This is a genomic window from Microbacterium sp. CGR2 (genome assembly GCF_003626735.1).
GTDB lineage: Bacteria > Actinomycetota > Actinomycetes > Actinomycetales > Microbacteriaceae > Microbacterium.
Genome location: NZ_RBHX01000001.1, coordinates 1787890 through 1803692, shown reverse-complemented (window position 1 = coordinate 1803692; position 15803 = coordinate 1787890). Strand labels below are relative to the sequence as shown.

Below are 15803 nucleotides of genomic sequence, written 5' to 3'. Positions count from 1 at the left end.
CCGACTCCCCCGCAGGGCGGATGTCGGGGCACCCGTCGTCGTGATGGGATGGGAGCCATGACCGACCCCACCGCGGCCCCGCCCGTTCTCGCCCTTCGCGGCCTTCGCAAACAATTCGGGCCGAAGGTCGCCGTCGACAATCTCTTTCTCGACGTGCCGGCCGGCTCGATGCTCGGGCTGCTCGGCCCGAACGGTGCCGGTAAGACCACGACTCTGGCCATGACGACGGGCCTGCTGCGGCCGGATGCCGGCACCGCGTGGGTGCTCGGCGCGGACGTGTGGCAGAACCCCGCGGAAGCGAAGGCGCGGATGGGTGTGCTCCCCGACGGCATCCGCATGCTCGACCGTCTCACCGGCGCCGAACTGCTGCGCTACACCGGCCTGCTTCGGGGCATGGACGAATCGGATGTGGTGACCCGAACGGGTGAGCTTCTCGCCGCGCTCGGTCTCACCGACGCCCGCGACAGGCTGGTCGTCGACTACTCGGCGGGTATGCGCAAGAAGATCGGCCTCGCCTGCGCGCTGATCCACGCACCCCGCCTGCTCATCCTCGACGAACCCCTGGAAGCTGTCGATCCCGTGTCCGGAGAGACGATCCGTCAGATCCTGCGCGCCTTCGTCGACGGCGGCGGCACCGTGGTCCTGTCGAGCCATGTCATGGAGCTGGTGGAGTCGATGTGCGATCGAGTCGCGATCGTCGCGGAGGGCCGGCTGCTCGCACACGGCACACTCGACGAGGTGCGCGACGGCCTGACGCTGCAGCAGCGGTTCCTCACCCTCGTGGGTGCCCACGACCTCGGGACGGAGACGCTCGCGTGGTTGCGCTCCTCGTAAGCCTCCGGTGGCGCCAGCTGCGCCATCAGCTGTCCCGCAATCCGTGGATGATCGTGACCCTGGTCATCACCGGAATGATCGCGCTCGGGTTTCTCGCCGGGCTGACGGCGGGGCTCGTGGCTCTGCGCTTCGCCGCTCCCGACGCCGCAGTCGTCGCGCTCGTGCTCACGGGTACGGTGATCGTCCTCGGCTGGTGGATCGGCTCGATCCTCGTCAGCGCCGACGACTCGCTCGCCCCCGAGCGATTCGCCCTGCTGCCGGTGACTGCGCGCACACTGCTGCCGGGCTTTGCCGTCGCCGGCGCGACCACCATCGGCGGCATCGGCACGACCGTCGCACTGTTGCTCATGCTCCTCGGCTGGTCGGTGAGCCTGTCCGCGCTCCTCACTGCGCTGATCATGATCCCCGTAGCGGTCCTCACCTGTGTGCTCGGTGCCCGCGTCGTGAGCGGGGTGCTCGCCGGATGGCTGGCGCGGCGCAGTACCCGCGACCTGGTGGTGACCCTCGGCGTGGTGCTCGCGGCCTCATCCGGTCTCCTGCTGAATCTCGGAATCGGCGCCCTCGGCAACGTCACCGACCTCGGCGGAGGCTTCGCCCTGATCGCCGACATCGCCGCCTGGACGCCGGTCGGCGCCGTGTTCGGCGTGCCCGCATCGGTCGCACAGGGCGATCTCTCCACCGCAGCGCTCCGCCTGCTCATCGCCCTGGCGACGGTCGGAGTCTTGTGGTTCGCGGCGCAGCGTCTGCTGGCCGCACGCCTTGTCTCCCCGATCCAGAGCAGCGGCGGCGGACGAGTGCGCTCGGGGGGCGTGCTCGATCGCCTGCTGCCGGCAAGCCCCGCGGGCGCGATCGCCGCACGCTCGCTGCGCTACTTCCGGCGGGACCCACGACAAGTGGTGAACATCGTGATGCTGCTGCTGTTCCCGGCGATCTTCGTCGGGCTCGCGCTCATGAACGGCCTGCAGGACGCCTCGACCGGCTTCGGCCCGGGCATGGTTCTGATCCCCACGGTCAACGCCCTCCTCACCGGCACCATCGTGCAGATGGCGATCGCGTACGACAACGACGCGATCGCGGCGCACGCCATCGCCGGCGTGAGCGGTGCCGCGGACCGCGCTGGGCGCCTGCTCGGGTTCGGAGTGATCGCGTTGCCCGTGACGGTCGCTCTGTGTGTGATCACGTGCCTGCTCGCGGGTCGCCCCGATCTGATACCGGCGAGTATCGGCGCAGCCCTCGGACTGACAGCGATCGCCGCGGGTGCCGGCGCCTGGGTCGGCAGCTTCCTTCCCGGTCGGGCCCCGGCACCCGAGGCGAACCCCTTCGGCCGTGGCTCATCGGGTGGGGTGCAATCACTGCTCGCGATGATCATCGTGGGGCCGGTCACGCTGGTCCTCGGCGCCCCCGCGCTCGGGTTCGCCATCGCGGCGATCTGGAATCCTGCACTCGGCTGGGTGAGCCTCGTCTGCGGGATCGTGCTGGGCGCGCTCGCGCTGTGGGGCGGGACGGTGCTGGGCGGGCGCATCCTCGATCGCCGCTGGCCCGAGGTTCTCGCCGACGTGTCCAGCGAAGGCTGAGCGCGCTCGGCGCTTCGCTCACCCGCCGGCGGCGAGTTCCTTCGACCGGGCGAGCGCTGCGGCCGCGGCATCCGCGAAAGTGCGATCGAGATGTGCGTCCTGCAGGACGGCGATGGCGCGCTCGGTCGTGCCGTTCGGACTGGTCACGCCTCGGCGGAGGTCGGCGGGGCCAACTTCCGACGCATCCAGCAGGGCGGCCGCGCCGATGAACGTGTGCTCGGCCATGAGACGTGCGTCCGCATCTCGGAAGCCCATCCCGACGGCCGCCTTGGTGAACTCCTCAATGAGCAGGTACACATAGGCCGGCCCGGAGCCCGAGATGGTGCCGAGCGCATCGATCTGCGTTTCCGGCACCTCGACGACGGCCCCCACCGTCTCGAACAGACGGCGGACGAGCGCGAGATCGCCGGGGGTCGCCGCAGCTCCGACAGCGAGGCCCGTCACGCCTTTGCGGACCGTCGACGGGGTGTTCGGCATGGAGCGGATGACGCGCGCGTCGGCACCGAGGACCTCGGCGAATGTCTGCAGCGTCACCCCGGCCGCGAGGCTCACGATGATCGAATCGTCGGCGAGGTGCGGCGCGATCTCCCGGAGCAGGTCCGGCACCATGCCGGGCTTCACCCCGACGAGGACGATGCGTGCGCCGGCGACGGCATCCGCATTGCCCTGCGGTTTCTCGGACAGCGCGATGCTGGTCACGCCGTCGACCTGGGCAAGCGTCTGGGCCTTCTCCGCGGTGCGATTGGTCGCGGTGATGCCGCCGTCGATCAGGATGCCTGACGCGACCACACCTCGAAGGATCGCACCTCCCATCGAACCGGCACCGAGAAAAGCAAGCGAAGGAAGCGAGTCAGCCATGTCGTCATCCTACGGCGGGCTCTCCGACATCCATCGGCGCGCAGTTCTAGACTCTTGCCATGAGTGCATCCGGAGGAAACAAAGCCATCGTCGCGGCGTTCCTGGCGAACCTGGGCATCGCCCTCGCGAAGTTCGTCGCCTGGGCGCTCTCCGGGTCCGCATCGATGCTCGCCGAGGCCATCCACTCCGTCGCCGACTCCGGCAACCAGCTGCTCCTGATGCTCGGCGGACGCAAGGCCCGGCGCGAAGCCGACCGCTCTCACCCGTTCGGGTACGGCCGCGAACGGTATGTCTACGCGTTCGTCGTCTCCATCATCCTGTTCTCGGTCGGCGGGCTGTTCGCGATCTACGAAGGCGTCGACAAACTGACCAACCCGCACGAACTCGATCGGACATGGTGGTGGCTGCCGCTCGTCGTGCTGGTCATCGCGATCGGACTCGAGTCGTTCTCGCTGCGCACGGCCATCCGAGAGAGCAACCTCGTGCGCGAGAAGGGCCAGTCGTGGGTGTCGTTCGTCCGCCGGTCCAAAGCGCCCGAACTTCCCGTCGTCCTCCTCGAAGACACGGGCGCGCTGACCGGCCTCACCTTCGCGCTTCTCGGCGTCGGTCTCACGCTCCTCACCGGCAACCCGCTCTTCGACGCCCTCGGCACCGTGATGATCGGGGTGCTCCTGGTGCTCATCGCGATCGTGCTCGGTGTGGAGACCAAGAGCCTGCTCGTCGGTGAAGGCGCCACGCAGGCGGACTACGACCGGATCGTCGACGCGATCAACGCCGGCGACGAGATCCAGAAGATCATCCACATGAAGACGCTGTACCTGGGGCCGGATGAGCTCATGGTCGCGGCCAAGATCGCCCTCAGCGCCGACAAGCCGCTGCGCGAGGCGGCGGACGACATCGACGCGATCGAGGCACGGATCCGCGAGGCGGTACCCGTCGCACGTGTGGTCTACATCGAACCCGATGTCTACCGCCCGGCGATCGACCCGGAGCCGTCGACCGACGTCTTCGTGCTCAAGTCATCCGACTGAGTCGTCGAGTCGTCGCCGTGCCGTGATGTTCTGCGGGCCACTCGACGTTTTGCGGGCCCTTTCGGCCGGGTCGGCCGCAGAAGTTCGGATCGGCCGCAAGAGTCGGCGTCAGCGGCGCTGATCGAAGAAGGCGCGGAGGAGCTCCCCGGCCGCATCCGCTTCCACGCCTCCGAGCACCTCGGCCCGGTACGGCAGGCGCCGGTCGCGCAGGACGTCGTACATCGAGCCCGCCGCGCCGGCCTTGTCATCCCACGCCCCGAAGACGACACGACTGATGCGGGCCTGGAGGATCGCTCCGGCGCACATGATGCAGGGTTCCAGAGTCACGACCAGCGTGTGGTCGGCGAGATTCCACGATCCGATGGATGCTGCCGCACTTCGCAGGGCCTCGATCTCTGCGTGTCCGGTGGGGTCGTGGGTCTGTTCGCGCGTGTTGCGCCCCTCGGCGATGATGCGGCCGTCGGGGCCGATCACGACGGCGCCGACGGGGATCTCTGCAGCTGCGGCGGCCTCTTCGGCGAGGGCGAGCGCGCGCCGCATCGCGAGGTCGTCGGCGCCGGTCATGCGTCGAGCCTACGACAGCCGCCCGAAGCGTCCGATGTCGTACGAAGCTGCGGCGCACATTAGCCTGTACCCATGCGTGTTCACGTGGCCGACCACCCCCTCATCACCCACAAGCTCTCGGTGCTGCGCGATCAGCGCACCCCCTCGCCGGTCTTCCGGCAGCTGACCGAGGAGCTGGTGACGTTGCTCGCCTACGAGGCGACCCGCAACGTGAAGGTCAGCCCGATCGAGATCACGACTCCCGTGACCACGACCATGGGCGTGAAGATCTCGGAGCCCCGTCCGATCGTGGTGCCGATCCTGCGCGCCGGACTGGGCATGCTCGAGGGCCTGGTCAAGCTGCTTCCCACGGCTGAGGTGGGCTTTCTCGGGATGGTCCGAGACGAACAGACCTTCGAGCCGACGACGTACGCCGAGCGGCTCCCGGACGACTTGAGCGACCGGCAGTGCTTCGCCATCGACCCGATGCTCGCCACCGGCGGGTCGCTTGCCGCGGCGATCCAGTTCCTGTTCAACCGTGGGGCGAAGGATGTCACGGCGATCTGCCTGCTCGGCACGCCTGAGGGTGTGGCGGCGATCGAGGCGATGGCCGGCGACCGCGACGTCACGCTGGTATTGGGTGCGCTCGACGAGCGTCTCAACGAGAAGGGCTACATCGTTCCCGGGCTCGGGGACGCCGGTGACCGGCTCTACGGCACCGTCTGACCCGTCGGCGCGGCCCAGCGCCTCCTATCCCGAATCCCGGGCCAGGTCGAGGCGATAGGCGCGCTCTTCGCCGAAACGACGGAACCCGACTCGCGAGAGAATCGGCGCGGACGTGGCGACTCGCCCCTTCACCAGGGCTGTCTTCGCGCCGAACTCTGCGCTGACGCGCAGACGCTCCGCGAGGACGGCCCGGTAGGCGCCGCGCCCGCGAGCCTCTTCGAGGGAGGCCGCACCCCAGAGACGAGTGAAGCCGTCGACCAGCGTGCAGCCGCCTGTGCTCACCGCCCGACCGTCGAGTCGACCGAGGACGCGCACGTTCTGTCGGTCACGCAGCGTCGCGGTGACCTCGGCGAGTTCGACGCGGAGTCCCTCTTCATCAAGCGGAGCCTGCTCCCACACCGGCACGTTGATCGCGTCGACCTCGCGGACCTGCTCGAGGGTGCGCACGACCTCGGCTGTGGCCTCTGCCGGAACGTCGATCCGGAGTTCTTCCAGCGGCCGAGCGAAGACCGTGACCGTGTCGACGTGCTCGGCCCCGCGCCGCTGCAGTTCCTCCTCGAGGTCAGGGGTGTCGGACGGGTTGGTCCAGAAGGTCAGCCGGGGCTCGCCCCAGCTTCTTGTGCGCTCGATGGCGTGGTCGAGCACTGTGGCGGCATCCGACGAGGATCGCACCTGCGACCCCCGCACGCCGCCACCGAACCGGGCCGGGTAGCGCACGAGCTGGAGATGGTCGTTTGTCTGCTCACTGTCGCGGGGAAACCACACCCAGGCGGCAGCAGCACGAAGGACGTCGTCCGTGGAGTGAGCGCTCATCCGGCGACCCCTGTCAGGCGAGCAAAAGCGCTGAGGCGGGCAACACCTTCGGGCGTGAACGGAAGGTCGTCGAGCAGTGCCGGCGAGTGGATCAGGTAGGCCGTCACCTGGGCACGTGAGATAGCCACGTTGAGCCGGTTCTGCAGGAGCAGGAATTCCGGACCACGTGGAGCATCTCGTCCGCTCGACGCGGCGAGCGACGTGATCGACACCACGGCTTCCTTCCCCTGGAAGTTGTCGACCGTGCCGACCGGGACATCGGGGAAGCCGGCATCGGCGAGGGCGTCCAGAACGAGCTGGCGCTGCGCGTTGTAGGGCGTGACCACGATGATGTCGGTCTGCCGGAGCGGCCTCGTCGATGCGTCCGGGTCGTTGTCGGTGAAGGTCCTGTCGACGAGATCCCGCACGAGACGAACCACTTCGGCCGCTTCTTCGGGCGACTGTGTCGCGTTCCCCCGGTGCCGAAGCGGCACGACGTGCAGACCGGGCGCGATGCCCTCGATCGATCGCTGCTCGGTTCCGGGTGCCGACGCGAGCTGACCGGCGTAGGAGAGCTTCGACACCGGGGCGGCGACCTGCGGGTTCATCCGCCAGGACCGTGCCAGGAAGTACCCGTACTCGGGGCGGATGACGGGGTCGCCGTCCATCACCCAGCCGAGCGCCGAGGTGTCCACCGGCTCGGGATGTGCACCCTGGCTGACCTGAGGAAGCTGTTGCGGGTCGCCCAGCAGCAGCAATCGTCGCGCACCCGCCGCGACAGCGATCGTCGAGGCGAGCGAGAACTGACCGGCCTCATCGATCACGAGCAGATCCAAACCGTCGCGCTCCACGCGCTGAATGTTGCTGAAATCCCAGGCGGTGCCGCCCACGACGACGCCCTGCTCGGCATGTTCGGCGAGGAAAGGCGCCATCCCGGTCTTGGGAATCGGCGTGTAGGAGGGGTCGGGAGCGCCCTCCTTGGGAGACTTGGCGACCTGTGCCGGCGCGACCCCATGGGCCACCACCCTCTCGAGCAGGGTGTCGATGATGGCGTGGGACTGCGCGACGACCCCGACCTTGAACCCGTGCTCGTTGACGAGCCGGGCGATCACCCGGGATCCGGTGAAGGTCTTGCCGGTACCCGGAGGGCCCTGAACCGCAAGATAGCTGCGGTCGAGGTCGAGAACGGCTCGCACGATCGCGTCGATCGTGTCGTCACCGGCGGCGGGGATCGCCGCGCCCGACAGCGTCCGCGGGGGTACTCGTCGAAGGATGTCTGTCGCCGCGTCGTACGGGTACGCGGGGGCCGCATCATGCACGGCGTCGGCCCACTCGTCGATCGCGCCCTGCAGGGAGACCACCCGCGGCGGAGCAGCCGGCGTGAGAGCCACCGGGAGTTCGTCCCACGTCTGCCCCTGTACGGCGGATTCGGTGATGAGATAGCCGTCATCGAGCACTTCTGTCACGGTCACCGCGTGCGGGACGTGCACCGCACGCGACGGCACCTCGGTGTCGAACGGTGCGGGTACGCCGTAGAGCGCGAACGGTTGTGATCCGACGCCGAGAGTCGTCCCGGGCGACACCTCGCCACGGATCTCGACCTCGCGCGACATCACCCGCCGCCCCTCGCCCACGCTCCATTCACGGCGTATCGTCGACGACGATCCGTCGACGCGGACGACATCTCTGGTCCCGTCCCACATGCTCACGGGTTCGCGGAGCCGCTGGAAATGCGAGACCCAGAAGCTCTTCGATTCGCGGGGGAAGTAGTCGATCGCTGCAGCGGCGATGCGGTGCACGAGACCGTCGCCCCCCGCTTCCACGGCGTGTTCCGCATCGGCGAGCAGCGCCACTGAACGCGGTGACGGCTCGTAGATGACGTCATCGGTCTGGTCGGGCGGAGCCGGGCTCACGCCCTTCTGCCGAGCGATGTCGATGAGCCAGTTGCGCAGGCGGCGGGTGGAGACGCAGTCGTATCGGTTGTAGTCGGCCAGGTCCGCGAGGACGGCATCGGATTCTTCCTGCTCCCCTGCCGAGGCCAGCTCGCGAGCGGCGACGTACTGCACGATCGAGTCATCGCCCTTCTGCACGTCGCTGGTGCGTACGTCGGCGCCCATGTACAGCGGTTCGAGCTTCTTGATGGAGTAGGAGCGTGAACCGACGCGGACGGTACGCAGGACGAGCGGATACAGGTCGACGAAGACGCCCTCCCTCAGCAGCCGGTCGACCTCGCCCTCGCGCACGCCGTATCGTGCGGCCATGGCGACGAGATGGGAGGTCTCGTACGGCGCATAGTGGTAGATGTGCATCCCCGGATGGGCGGCCCTTCGGACTTTCACGAAATCGAGGAATGTCTCGAAAGCCTTTTTCTCCTCGGCGAAGGTATGCGCCCACAGCGACGAATACTGGTCGGTGTCGTCGACCCACCCGAAGAGATAGTCGATCCCCCACTGCCCTTCGCCGTCAGCGGCGGGCTCGGTGTACAGCGGGTCGCCCTCGAAGTCGAAGAAGATGTCGCCATGGCTCGGCACGGGCAGCGTGTGGATCGCCTCGGCGAAATGGACCTCGTACGTCGGGGCCCCCTCGGCGTCGGCTCGGAGCTGGAGCCGTGCCTGGGCGCGGAGGTTCTCGAACGTGTCGACGTTCATGCCCGCCGGCACCGCGACGGCTGTCGCCAGGGCGTCGATAGTGGTGATGCCGGCAGCCCGTAGCCGAGCCCGCTGGACCGGGCGCATCCTGGCGATCGTCAGCAGATCGCGGTGGGCGAGCACCTGCTCCTCGCAGGTGGCGCAGCGCCCGCACGCGACGACCTGCAGATCGCCCCGATCGTCGCCCCAGGCAAGAGGAAGCCCGCTGGCGCCGTCGCCGATGCGGCGGTCGGCGATCAGTGCACGCAGGCGAGCCCGGCGCACGTGAAACAGCGGAAGGAGATCGTCGACGGCGTGTGTGCTGAGCGTGCCATCGCCCAGGATCAGGTCGACCTCGTCGGACCGCGGAATCTCGAGCCGGTCAAGCTGATCGACGTATGCCGCCAGCTGCATGAGCGCTGTCACTCGGGCTTTTCGCGCCAGTTTCGAATCTTGCACGCGCCATCTGCCGTCGGCATCCTTGCGCAGGAAATCGGCGAACCCGACGAACTCGTCGGTGGCGAAAGCCGCCTGGAAGACCACGAGAGCATCGGACCGGAGCGCTGTCACGGTTTCCGTGGTCGCAGAGCGCAACGCCTCGGCGTCGACCGACGAGACCTGAGCGATCTGATGAACCTGTGCGCTGCCGAGCTCGTAGATGTAGCGCTGCAGCACGTTGCGTTCATGCACGTCGCCGAGCAGCGCGGCACGTCGGAGGGTGGCGTCTTCAGGTTCTTCGACCGCGGGGACCCGCCCCAGCTTCGCATCGATCGCCCGGCACCAGGCGAACTCGCACTCGGCGGCCGCCTTCAGGTCGCTGGCGCTCCAGATGACGCGCTGCGCCTCAGTGTCGATCCGCACGATACTCCCGCTCTCTCGGATGCTTCGACACTATCCGCGGCATCCGACACCGCCGGACACCCGAGGCTGTCACGCGCGCCGCGGGGCCGACGATGAGGCGTTCGAAAGGTCTGTCAGCGCCACCAGTCGTCGTGCGGAGTGACGGGCAGATGACGCTTGTGCTGCGTGGCGAGATACTTCGCCTCGATGAGCCCCGCGGCATCGGGCTCCACGTCGCGTCCTTCGAGGAAGTCGTCGATCTGCTCGTAGGTGAGTCCGAGCTCGTCCTCGTCCGAGCGACCGGGCTGGCCATCGAGCAGATCGGCGGTCGGAACCTTGAAGGCCAGGCGATCCGGCGCGTCGAGGAACTGCAGCAGAGACCGCCCCTGACGTTTGGTGAGACCGGCAAGGGGCAGGACGTCTGCCGCGCCGTCGCCGAACTTCGTGTAGAAACCCGTCACCGCTTCGGCAGCGTGATCGGTTCCGATGACCAGGAGTCCCTCGTGCCCGGCGAGCGCGTACTGCGTCACCATGCGGACGCGCGCCTTGATGTTCCCCCGATTGAAGTCGCTGATATCGCTGGTGACGGCGAACTCGATGTCTTCCTCGACGCCGTCGACCCCGTTCTGGATGTTGACCTCGACCGACGCATCGGGTTCGATGAACGCGACGGCGGCGTCGGCATCCGCCGCATCGCCCTGAACTCGGTAGGGCAGACGCACCGCGAGGAACTTCGCCTCGCCGCCCTCCGCGCGCACGCGCTCGACCGCGAGCTGCGCGAGACGCCCGGCGAGAGTCGAGTCCTGACCGCCGGAGATACCCAACACGAAGCCCCTGGCTCCGGTCGTCCGGAGATATTCGGCGAGGAATGCGACCCGGCGCTCGACCTCCGCTCCGGGGTCGATCTCGGGTTGGACACCGAGGGCTTCAGAGATCTGCTGCTGCAACGTCACGTGATCCTCCACTCTTCCTTCGAACCAGTATCACCCCTGCGTGTTACGCGGGGGTGACGAACCCCGCACGGAGGCTCTGACCGCGGCTGCGGCCTGCGAGAATGGGGAAGTGAAACTCCTCGTCGCCGCCCTTGCCTCCGAACTGTCCGCATTCCCGGAGGCTCTCGACGGCTTCGACCGTCTCATCACGGGACCTGGAAAACTGCAGGCCACGTATGCGCTGACCAGGGCTCTCGACGCGAGCACCTATGACGAGATCGTCGTCGTCGGCACCGCCGGGGCGATCGAGCCCGGCCTGGAGACGACCGTGCATGAGATCGGCACCGCCTTCCAGCACGACGTCACCGACCTCGACGGCGTCTCCGGACAGCATGTCTCGCTGCCCGCTCGGGTGTCGACGGGGCGTGAGGGCGTGCTGATCGCCACCGGCGACCACTTCGTCGACGATGCGGAGGTCACGGCTGTCATCCGCCCGTCCGGGGCGGCCCTGGTCGACATGGAGACCTACGCCTACATCTGGGTGGCCGAGCAGTTCGGAGTACCGATCCGGGTGTTCCGCGCGGTGTCCGATCAGGCTGAGGACGGCGCGCTCACTGACTGGCGCGAGGCCGTGGCGCGGTGCAGCGTGCAGCTCCGCGATTTCATCCGCGGTGAGTACGGGGTCTGAGCCGACCGTCGTGGGCCGGTGTCACCGTCTCAGCGTGTCTCGATGACACTGGGTCCGTTCGGGAGGGCACGCACTCTCAGCTGAGCGGGAATCTGCTCCTGCATCGCCTCGACGTGGCTGATCACGCCGACGGTACGGCCGCCCTGCCTCAGTTCGTCGAGCGTGCGCATCGCCACGTCGAGCGTGTCGCCGTCGAGCGATCCGAATCCTTCGTCGATGAAGAGGGTGTCAAGGCGGATGCCGCCCGCACGGGCGGTGACGACCTCGGCGAGGCCGAGGGCCAGCGCGAGTGAGGTCAGGAAGGTCTCTCCGCCAGACAGCGATTGCGGCGGCCTGGTCTGCCCGGTGAAGGCGTCGAAGACGACGATGCCGAGGCCGGATGCTGCGCCTCGGGCGGCGAGAGCGTCGGAGTGCTGCAGCTGATATCGCCCCGTCGACATGTCGAGCAGTCGCCGGTTGGCCGCCTCGACGATCTCTTCGAGTTCGGCAGCGAGGACGAACGTCTCCAAAGTCATCTTGCGCGTGTTCGCCCCTCGACCGGCGATCGTGTCGGCGAGGTTCTGGAGCACCTCGAATTCGGCGGCGTCTTCGGCGGTTCGGGCGTGCTCCGCTGCAGCCGACTCGATGAGCCCACGGAGCCTCGCCGCGATGCCGGAGGCTTCACTGGCCTCGTCGACGGTGCGCACCCACGCGGCGCGGGCGGCCGCGGATGCGTCCTCAGCCGGAGCGAGGTCGATGGGCTCCTCGGGAAGCGTGCGGAGTTCCAGATCGAACAGGATCGCTCGCTCTTTCTCGCGCTGCACCGCATGGCGGCTGATCTGCGCGTCGAGTGATTCCTGTACCGACGCCGGGCGAAGCGCGCGCTCTACCGATGCCACATCTTCGAACGATGACCGAGCGAGTTGGGCGGCCTGATCGCGCTCGGCTTCATCGGCTGCCTGCGTGCGGCGTTCGCGCTCGGCAACAGCGTCAAGGAGCGCTCGTGCAGTCGCCACATGGATTTCGGTCGCGGCGAGACGCTCAGCGACTGTCTCGAACGGTCCTCGTGCCTCGGCTATCTGCGCCTGAGCATCCGCCTGACGCTGGACCAGGACCACATGGCTCTCACGCGCGGCAGCCAGAGCGGCGGCATCTTCGGTCCGTTCCTGGTCGAGCCGTTCCGTCCGTGCCGTCAGCTCGCCGAGACGGGCGTCGAGTTCCGTCTGCCGGTCGGCGGCGGCAAGGCTTCGCAGATACTCGTCGCCTGCTGCCGCATGCTCTGTCTCGGCCTGCTCGATGCTGCGCCCGTCGGCTCTCGTCTCAGCTGCCGCGAGCTCGGCCCGCAGTGCCGAGGATCTCGCCGCGGCATCCCGTTCGTTCGCCGCCGCTGCGTCGCGGGCCGACTCGGCCTCGGCGACGTCGTCTGCCGACACGGGATCGGAGTGCGTGGCGGGCTGCGGGTGCTCGGGCGATCCGCAGACGGGGCACGGCTGATGGTCGGCGAGGTCTGCCGCGAGTTCGCCTGCCATCCCCTCGAATCGGCGCTGCCTCAGTTGTGCCAGCTCGGTCTGCGCCGCGGCATGTGTTGCACTCGCGGCGGCCAGTTCCTGCTCGGCGGCGGTGTACGCCGTCCGAAGCCGATCCGTCTCGCCCGCAGCACGGAGTCGCGCCTCGGCGGCCTCTCGGGCGGTGAGGAGGTCGGCCGCCCGGTCTGCGGCACGGCGAGCCTCGTCACGATCGGCAGTGAGCACGGTGATCTCGGCAGGCAGAGCGGCGCGCTCCGACTCCCCCGCTGCCACGCGTGCGGCTGCCTCGTCCACTGCTTCGCGCGCCGCCCGCACCTGAGCGTCGAGCTCTTCTGCACGCCGTTCGAGTTCGAGGGCATGCTCCCACCCGCCGGCCTCCTTCGTGCGCTCGGCGGTCCATGACTCGAGGTCGTCGCCCGCGTCGAGCTCCAGAAGGGCCCATGTCTGTCTGGCGGACTGTTCTGATTCCGTCGCCTCGTCGAGGGCGACCCGTGTACGGGCCGTCGCCGCGATCGTGGACCGCAGAGCTTCCGCGGCGCGTGCCGCCGCGAGCTCGGCCCGCGCGTCGGCGATCCGAGGCTCTTCGACCTCCAGTCGCTCGAGTGCCACTCGCGCGCGGTCGCGCTCCGCTTGAGCCTGCCGTTCTTCGCGCGCCGATGTCAGTGCGGCGTCCGCCGCCGCAGAATCCTTCTCGGCCTGCGTACGCTGCGCTGCGCTGCGCTCGGCTCGGTAGTCGGCACGGGCCCGAGCGCGCCGCAACTGCTCGAGGCGTTCCGGGATCGAAGGCGGGGCTGCAGACGCCTCGGTCGAGAGCTCGCTCGCCTCTTCGCCGTCGCGGAGAAGGTCGGCGGTGACGACCAACCGCTCCGCTTCCTCGACACGCGCCGCGACCGTCGCGAGTCGCGCGCCGAGCGTCTGCTCTGCGGCTCTGCGCCGGTCGTCGAAGCGGGCCTGCACATCTTCGAACCGCTGCGTGCCGAACAGTCGGCGCAGCAGCGCTTGACGGTCTTTGCTGCCGGCGAGGAGGAACTCCGAGAAACGGTTCTGAGCGAGCAGGATCACCTGCAGGAACTGTTCGCGGCTGAGTTGGAGGATCTCGTCGAGTTCGTTGGCGACGTCGACCGCACGGGCGGCACGGCCGACCCAGCCGGCGTCCGTCCACTCGTCGAGAGAGACCCCCGCTGCCTGCTTCGTCATGCCCCCGCCGCGCTTGGCCGGACGCAGGTATTCGGGCGACCGGGTCACGCGGAAGCGGCCAGAGGGTGTGCTGAAGTCGACGACGACCTCGGAGGGGTCATCGGGCTCGCAGTGATCGCTCCGGAGCCGCTTCTCTCCTCCCTCGTAGCGAGGCACTCCGCCGTACAGACCGAAGCAGACCGCGTCGAGGATGCTGGACTTGCCCGCGCCCGTGCGCCCGCCGATCAGGAAGATGCCGTCGTCGGCGAACGCGTCGAAGTCGACACTCTGTCGTGACCGGAACGGTCCGAAACCCTCGACCTCCAGGCGATGGAGACGCATTTAGACGAGCGCCTCCGCGAGCGCACGCTCGTCGAGCACGGCGCGGATCAGCTCGCTCTCGACATCGGTCGGACCTCGGCCCGCTCGCACGTGCTCGAGAAATGCCTCGATGCGGTCGGCGTCGGTGACCGCATCTCGCAATCGCCGCGAGTACGACCGATCGCTGTCGTCGGGTGCGACGCCGGGCTGATGCTGCACCATGGCGCAGTGCGGGTAACTCGCCCGGAGACGTCGCATCGGTTCAGCCTGGGGGGTCGCGTCGGTGTAGATCGCGCACACCCAGTCGCCGGCGTGCTCGGCGACCATCGCCTCAGCGAGGATCTCATCGAGCGAACCCGTGAGAGTGACGAGACGGCGCGGGACGGGCAGTTCGAGCCACTCGACCGACGCGAGTCCGCGAGCGTCGAGGTCGACCAGCCAGGAGCCGCGTGGCTTGTGCTGCTCGCCGAAGCTGTAGTGCAGCGGGGCCCCGGCGTATCGCACGCGCTCACTGATCTGCTGGCGCCCGTGGATGTGACCGAGAGCCACGTAGTCGGGGCCATCGAAAACGCTCAGCGGCACGACGTCGAGGCCGCCCTGGCGCACCTCGCGCTCGAGGCCCACCGTCGCATCGACACCGGCGGCGAAGCAGTGAGCGATGGCAACCGACCGCCCCGTGTTCTCGCGCATGCCCGCACGGACGAGATCCATCGCGTGTGCCATGGTCAGCGCCTGCGTACGCAACTGACGCCCGCCTGCATCTCCGTCCGGCCAATGCTGGCGTACGATCGCCGGCTCAAGGTACGGAATGCCGAAGAAGTGCACCGGACCGTCGCCGTCGGCGATGGTCACCGGCGTGCCGATCGCCAGCGGGTCGGTCAGCACATGGATGCCGTCGCGCAGCAGCCGGGCCTGGAAGCCGAGGCGCGCCGCCGAATCGTGGTTGCCACTCGTCACGATGACGTGGGCACCGGTCTCATGCAGCGCGACCAGGGCATCGCCGAGCAGGGTGTACGCCGCGCCCGAAGGTGTCGCCGAGTCGAAGACGTCGCCCGCCAGCAACACCACATCGACCGAATTCTGCCGAACCTGCTCCGTGAGCGCGCCGAGCACCTCGGTCAGCGCGTCCATGGTCGAGTTGCCATGGAACGTGCGACCGATGTGCCAGTCGGAGGTGTGCAGGATTCGCATACTCACACGCTACGAACCCCCTCCGACATTCGGTCCGAGGCGTGCCGCAGCATCCACTCCTGGCAGCCGAATCACAGGGAGCCGGCCACACTTGTCGGGCGTTTTCACGGATGCCGGCCCGAAACGCACGTTTCGGGCCGGCATCCGTGCTTTCTCCCGTCAGGT

The 15803-nt window shown here is 68.5% G+C and carries 12 protein-coding genes; 5 read left to right on the top strand and 7 right to left on the bottom strand.

The genetic code is table 11. The features are described from left to right. Positions 1-57 precede the first annotated feature (57 nt). Positions 58-834, top strand: a complete 777-nt coding sequence (locus D7252_RS09215; RefSeq protein WP_120776883.1) for an ABC transporter ATP-binding protein — start codon at positions 58-60, stop codon at positions 832-834. Continuing rightward, on the top strand, positions 816-2408 hold the full coding sequence (locus D7252_RS09210; RefSeq protein ID WP_120775125.1) for a hypothetical protein: 1593 nt from the start codon (positions 816-818) through the stop codon (positions 2406-2408). The genes D7252_RS09215 and D7252_RS09210 overlap by 19 nt, the downstream gene beginning before the upstream one ends. Positions 2409-2426: 18 nt before the next feature. Here D7252_RS09210 and proC read toward each other — a convergent pair whose 3' ends face one another. Beyond that, positions 2427-3266, bottom strand: a complete 840-nt coding sequence (gene proC / locus D7252_RS09205; RefSeq protein WP_120775124.1) for a pyrroline-5-carboxylate reductase — start codon at positions 3264-3266, stop codon at positions 2427-2429. A gap of 59 nt (positions 3267-3325) precedes the next feature. Between proC and D7252_RS09200 the strand changes: the two genes are divergently transcribed. Beyond that, complete coding sequence (locus D7252_RS09200) at positions 3326-4297, top strand: cation diffusion facilitator family transporter (RefSeq protein ID WP_120775123.1); 972 nt, start codon at positions 3326-3328, stop codon at positions 4295-4297. A 108-nt stretch (positions 4298-4405) separates the two neighbouring features. Here the strand turns inward: D7252_RS09200 and tadA are convergent, their stop codons facing one another. Beyond that, positions 4406-4861 carry a tRNA adenosine(34) deaminase TadA gene (gene tadA / locus D7252_RS09195; RefSeq protein ID WP_120775122.1) on the bottom strand — a complete coding sequence of 152 codons (456 nt, stop codon included), beginning with the start codon at positions 4859-4861 and terminating at the stop codon, positions 4406-4408. Positions 4862-4933: 72 nt separating this feature from the next. Here tadA and upp point away from each other — a divergent pair, with 72 nt between their 5' ends. Next, positions 4934-5566 carry a uracil phosphoribosyltransferase gene (gene upp / locus D7252_RS09190; protein WP_120775121.1) on the top strand — a complete coding sequence of 211 codons (633 nt, stop codon included), beginning with the start codon at positions 4934-4936 and terminating at the stop codon, positions 5564-5566. 24 nt (positions 5567-5590) lie between these two features. Here the strand turns inward: upp and D7252_RS09185 are convergent, their stop codons facing one another. The 3 genes from D7252_RS09185 to nadE all read right to left on the bottom strand — a co-directional run bounded on the left by D7252_RS09185 (position 5591) and on the right by nadE (position 10778). Continuing rightward, on the bottom strand, positions 5591-6379 hold the full coding sequence (locus D7252_RS09185) for a hypothetical protein (protein ID WP_120775120.1): 789 nt from the start codon (positions 6377-6379) through the stop codon (positions 5591-5593). Then, entirely contained in the window at positions 6376-9846 is a 3471-nt protein-coding gene (locus tag D7252_RS09180; protein ID WP_120775119.1) for a bifunctional RecB family nuclease/DEAD/DEAH box helicase, read from the bottom strand. Before D7252_RS09180 ends, D7252_RS09185 begins: the two co-directional genes overlap by 4 nt. A gap of 113 nt (positions 9847-9959) precedes the next feature. Next, on the bottom strand, positions 9960-10778 hold the full coding sequence (nadE, locus tag D7252_RS09175; protein ID WP_120776882.1) for an ammonia-dependent NAD(+) synthetase: 819 nt from the start codon (positions 10776-10778) through the stop codon (positions 9960-9962). A gap of 109 nt (positions 10779-10887) precedes the next feature. Between nadE and D7252_RS09170 the strand changes: the two genes are divergently transcribed. After that, positions 10888-11445: a nucleoside phosphorylase gene (locus D7252_RS09170; protein WP_120775118.1), complete on the top strand. Its 558-nt coding sequence runs from the start codon at positions 10888-10890 to the stop codon at positions 11443-11445. Positions 11446-11474: 29 nt separating this feature from the next. Here the strand turns inward: D7252_RS09170 and D7252_RS09165 are convergent, their stop codons facing one another. Continuing rightward, positions 11475-14468 carry an AAA family ATPase gene (locus tag D7252_RS09165; RefSeq protein ID WP_120775117.1) on the bottom strand — a complete coding sequence of 998 codons (2994 nt, stop codon included), beginning with the start codon at positions 14466-14468 and terminating at the stop codon, positions 11475-11477. Next, positions 14469-15638 carry an exonuclease SbcCD subunit D gene (locus tag D7252_RS09160; protein WP_120775116.1) on the bottom strand — a complete coding sequence of 390 codons (1170 nt, stop codon included), beginning with the start codon at positions 15636-15638 and terminating at the stop codon, positions 14469-14471. Between the last annotated feature and the right edge of the window lie 165 nt (positions 15639-15803).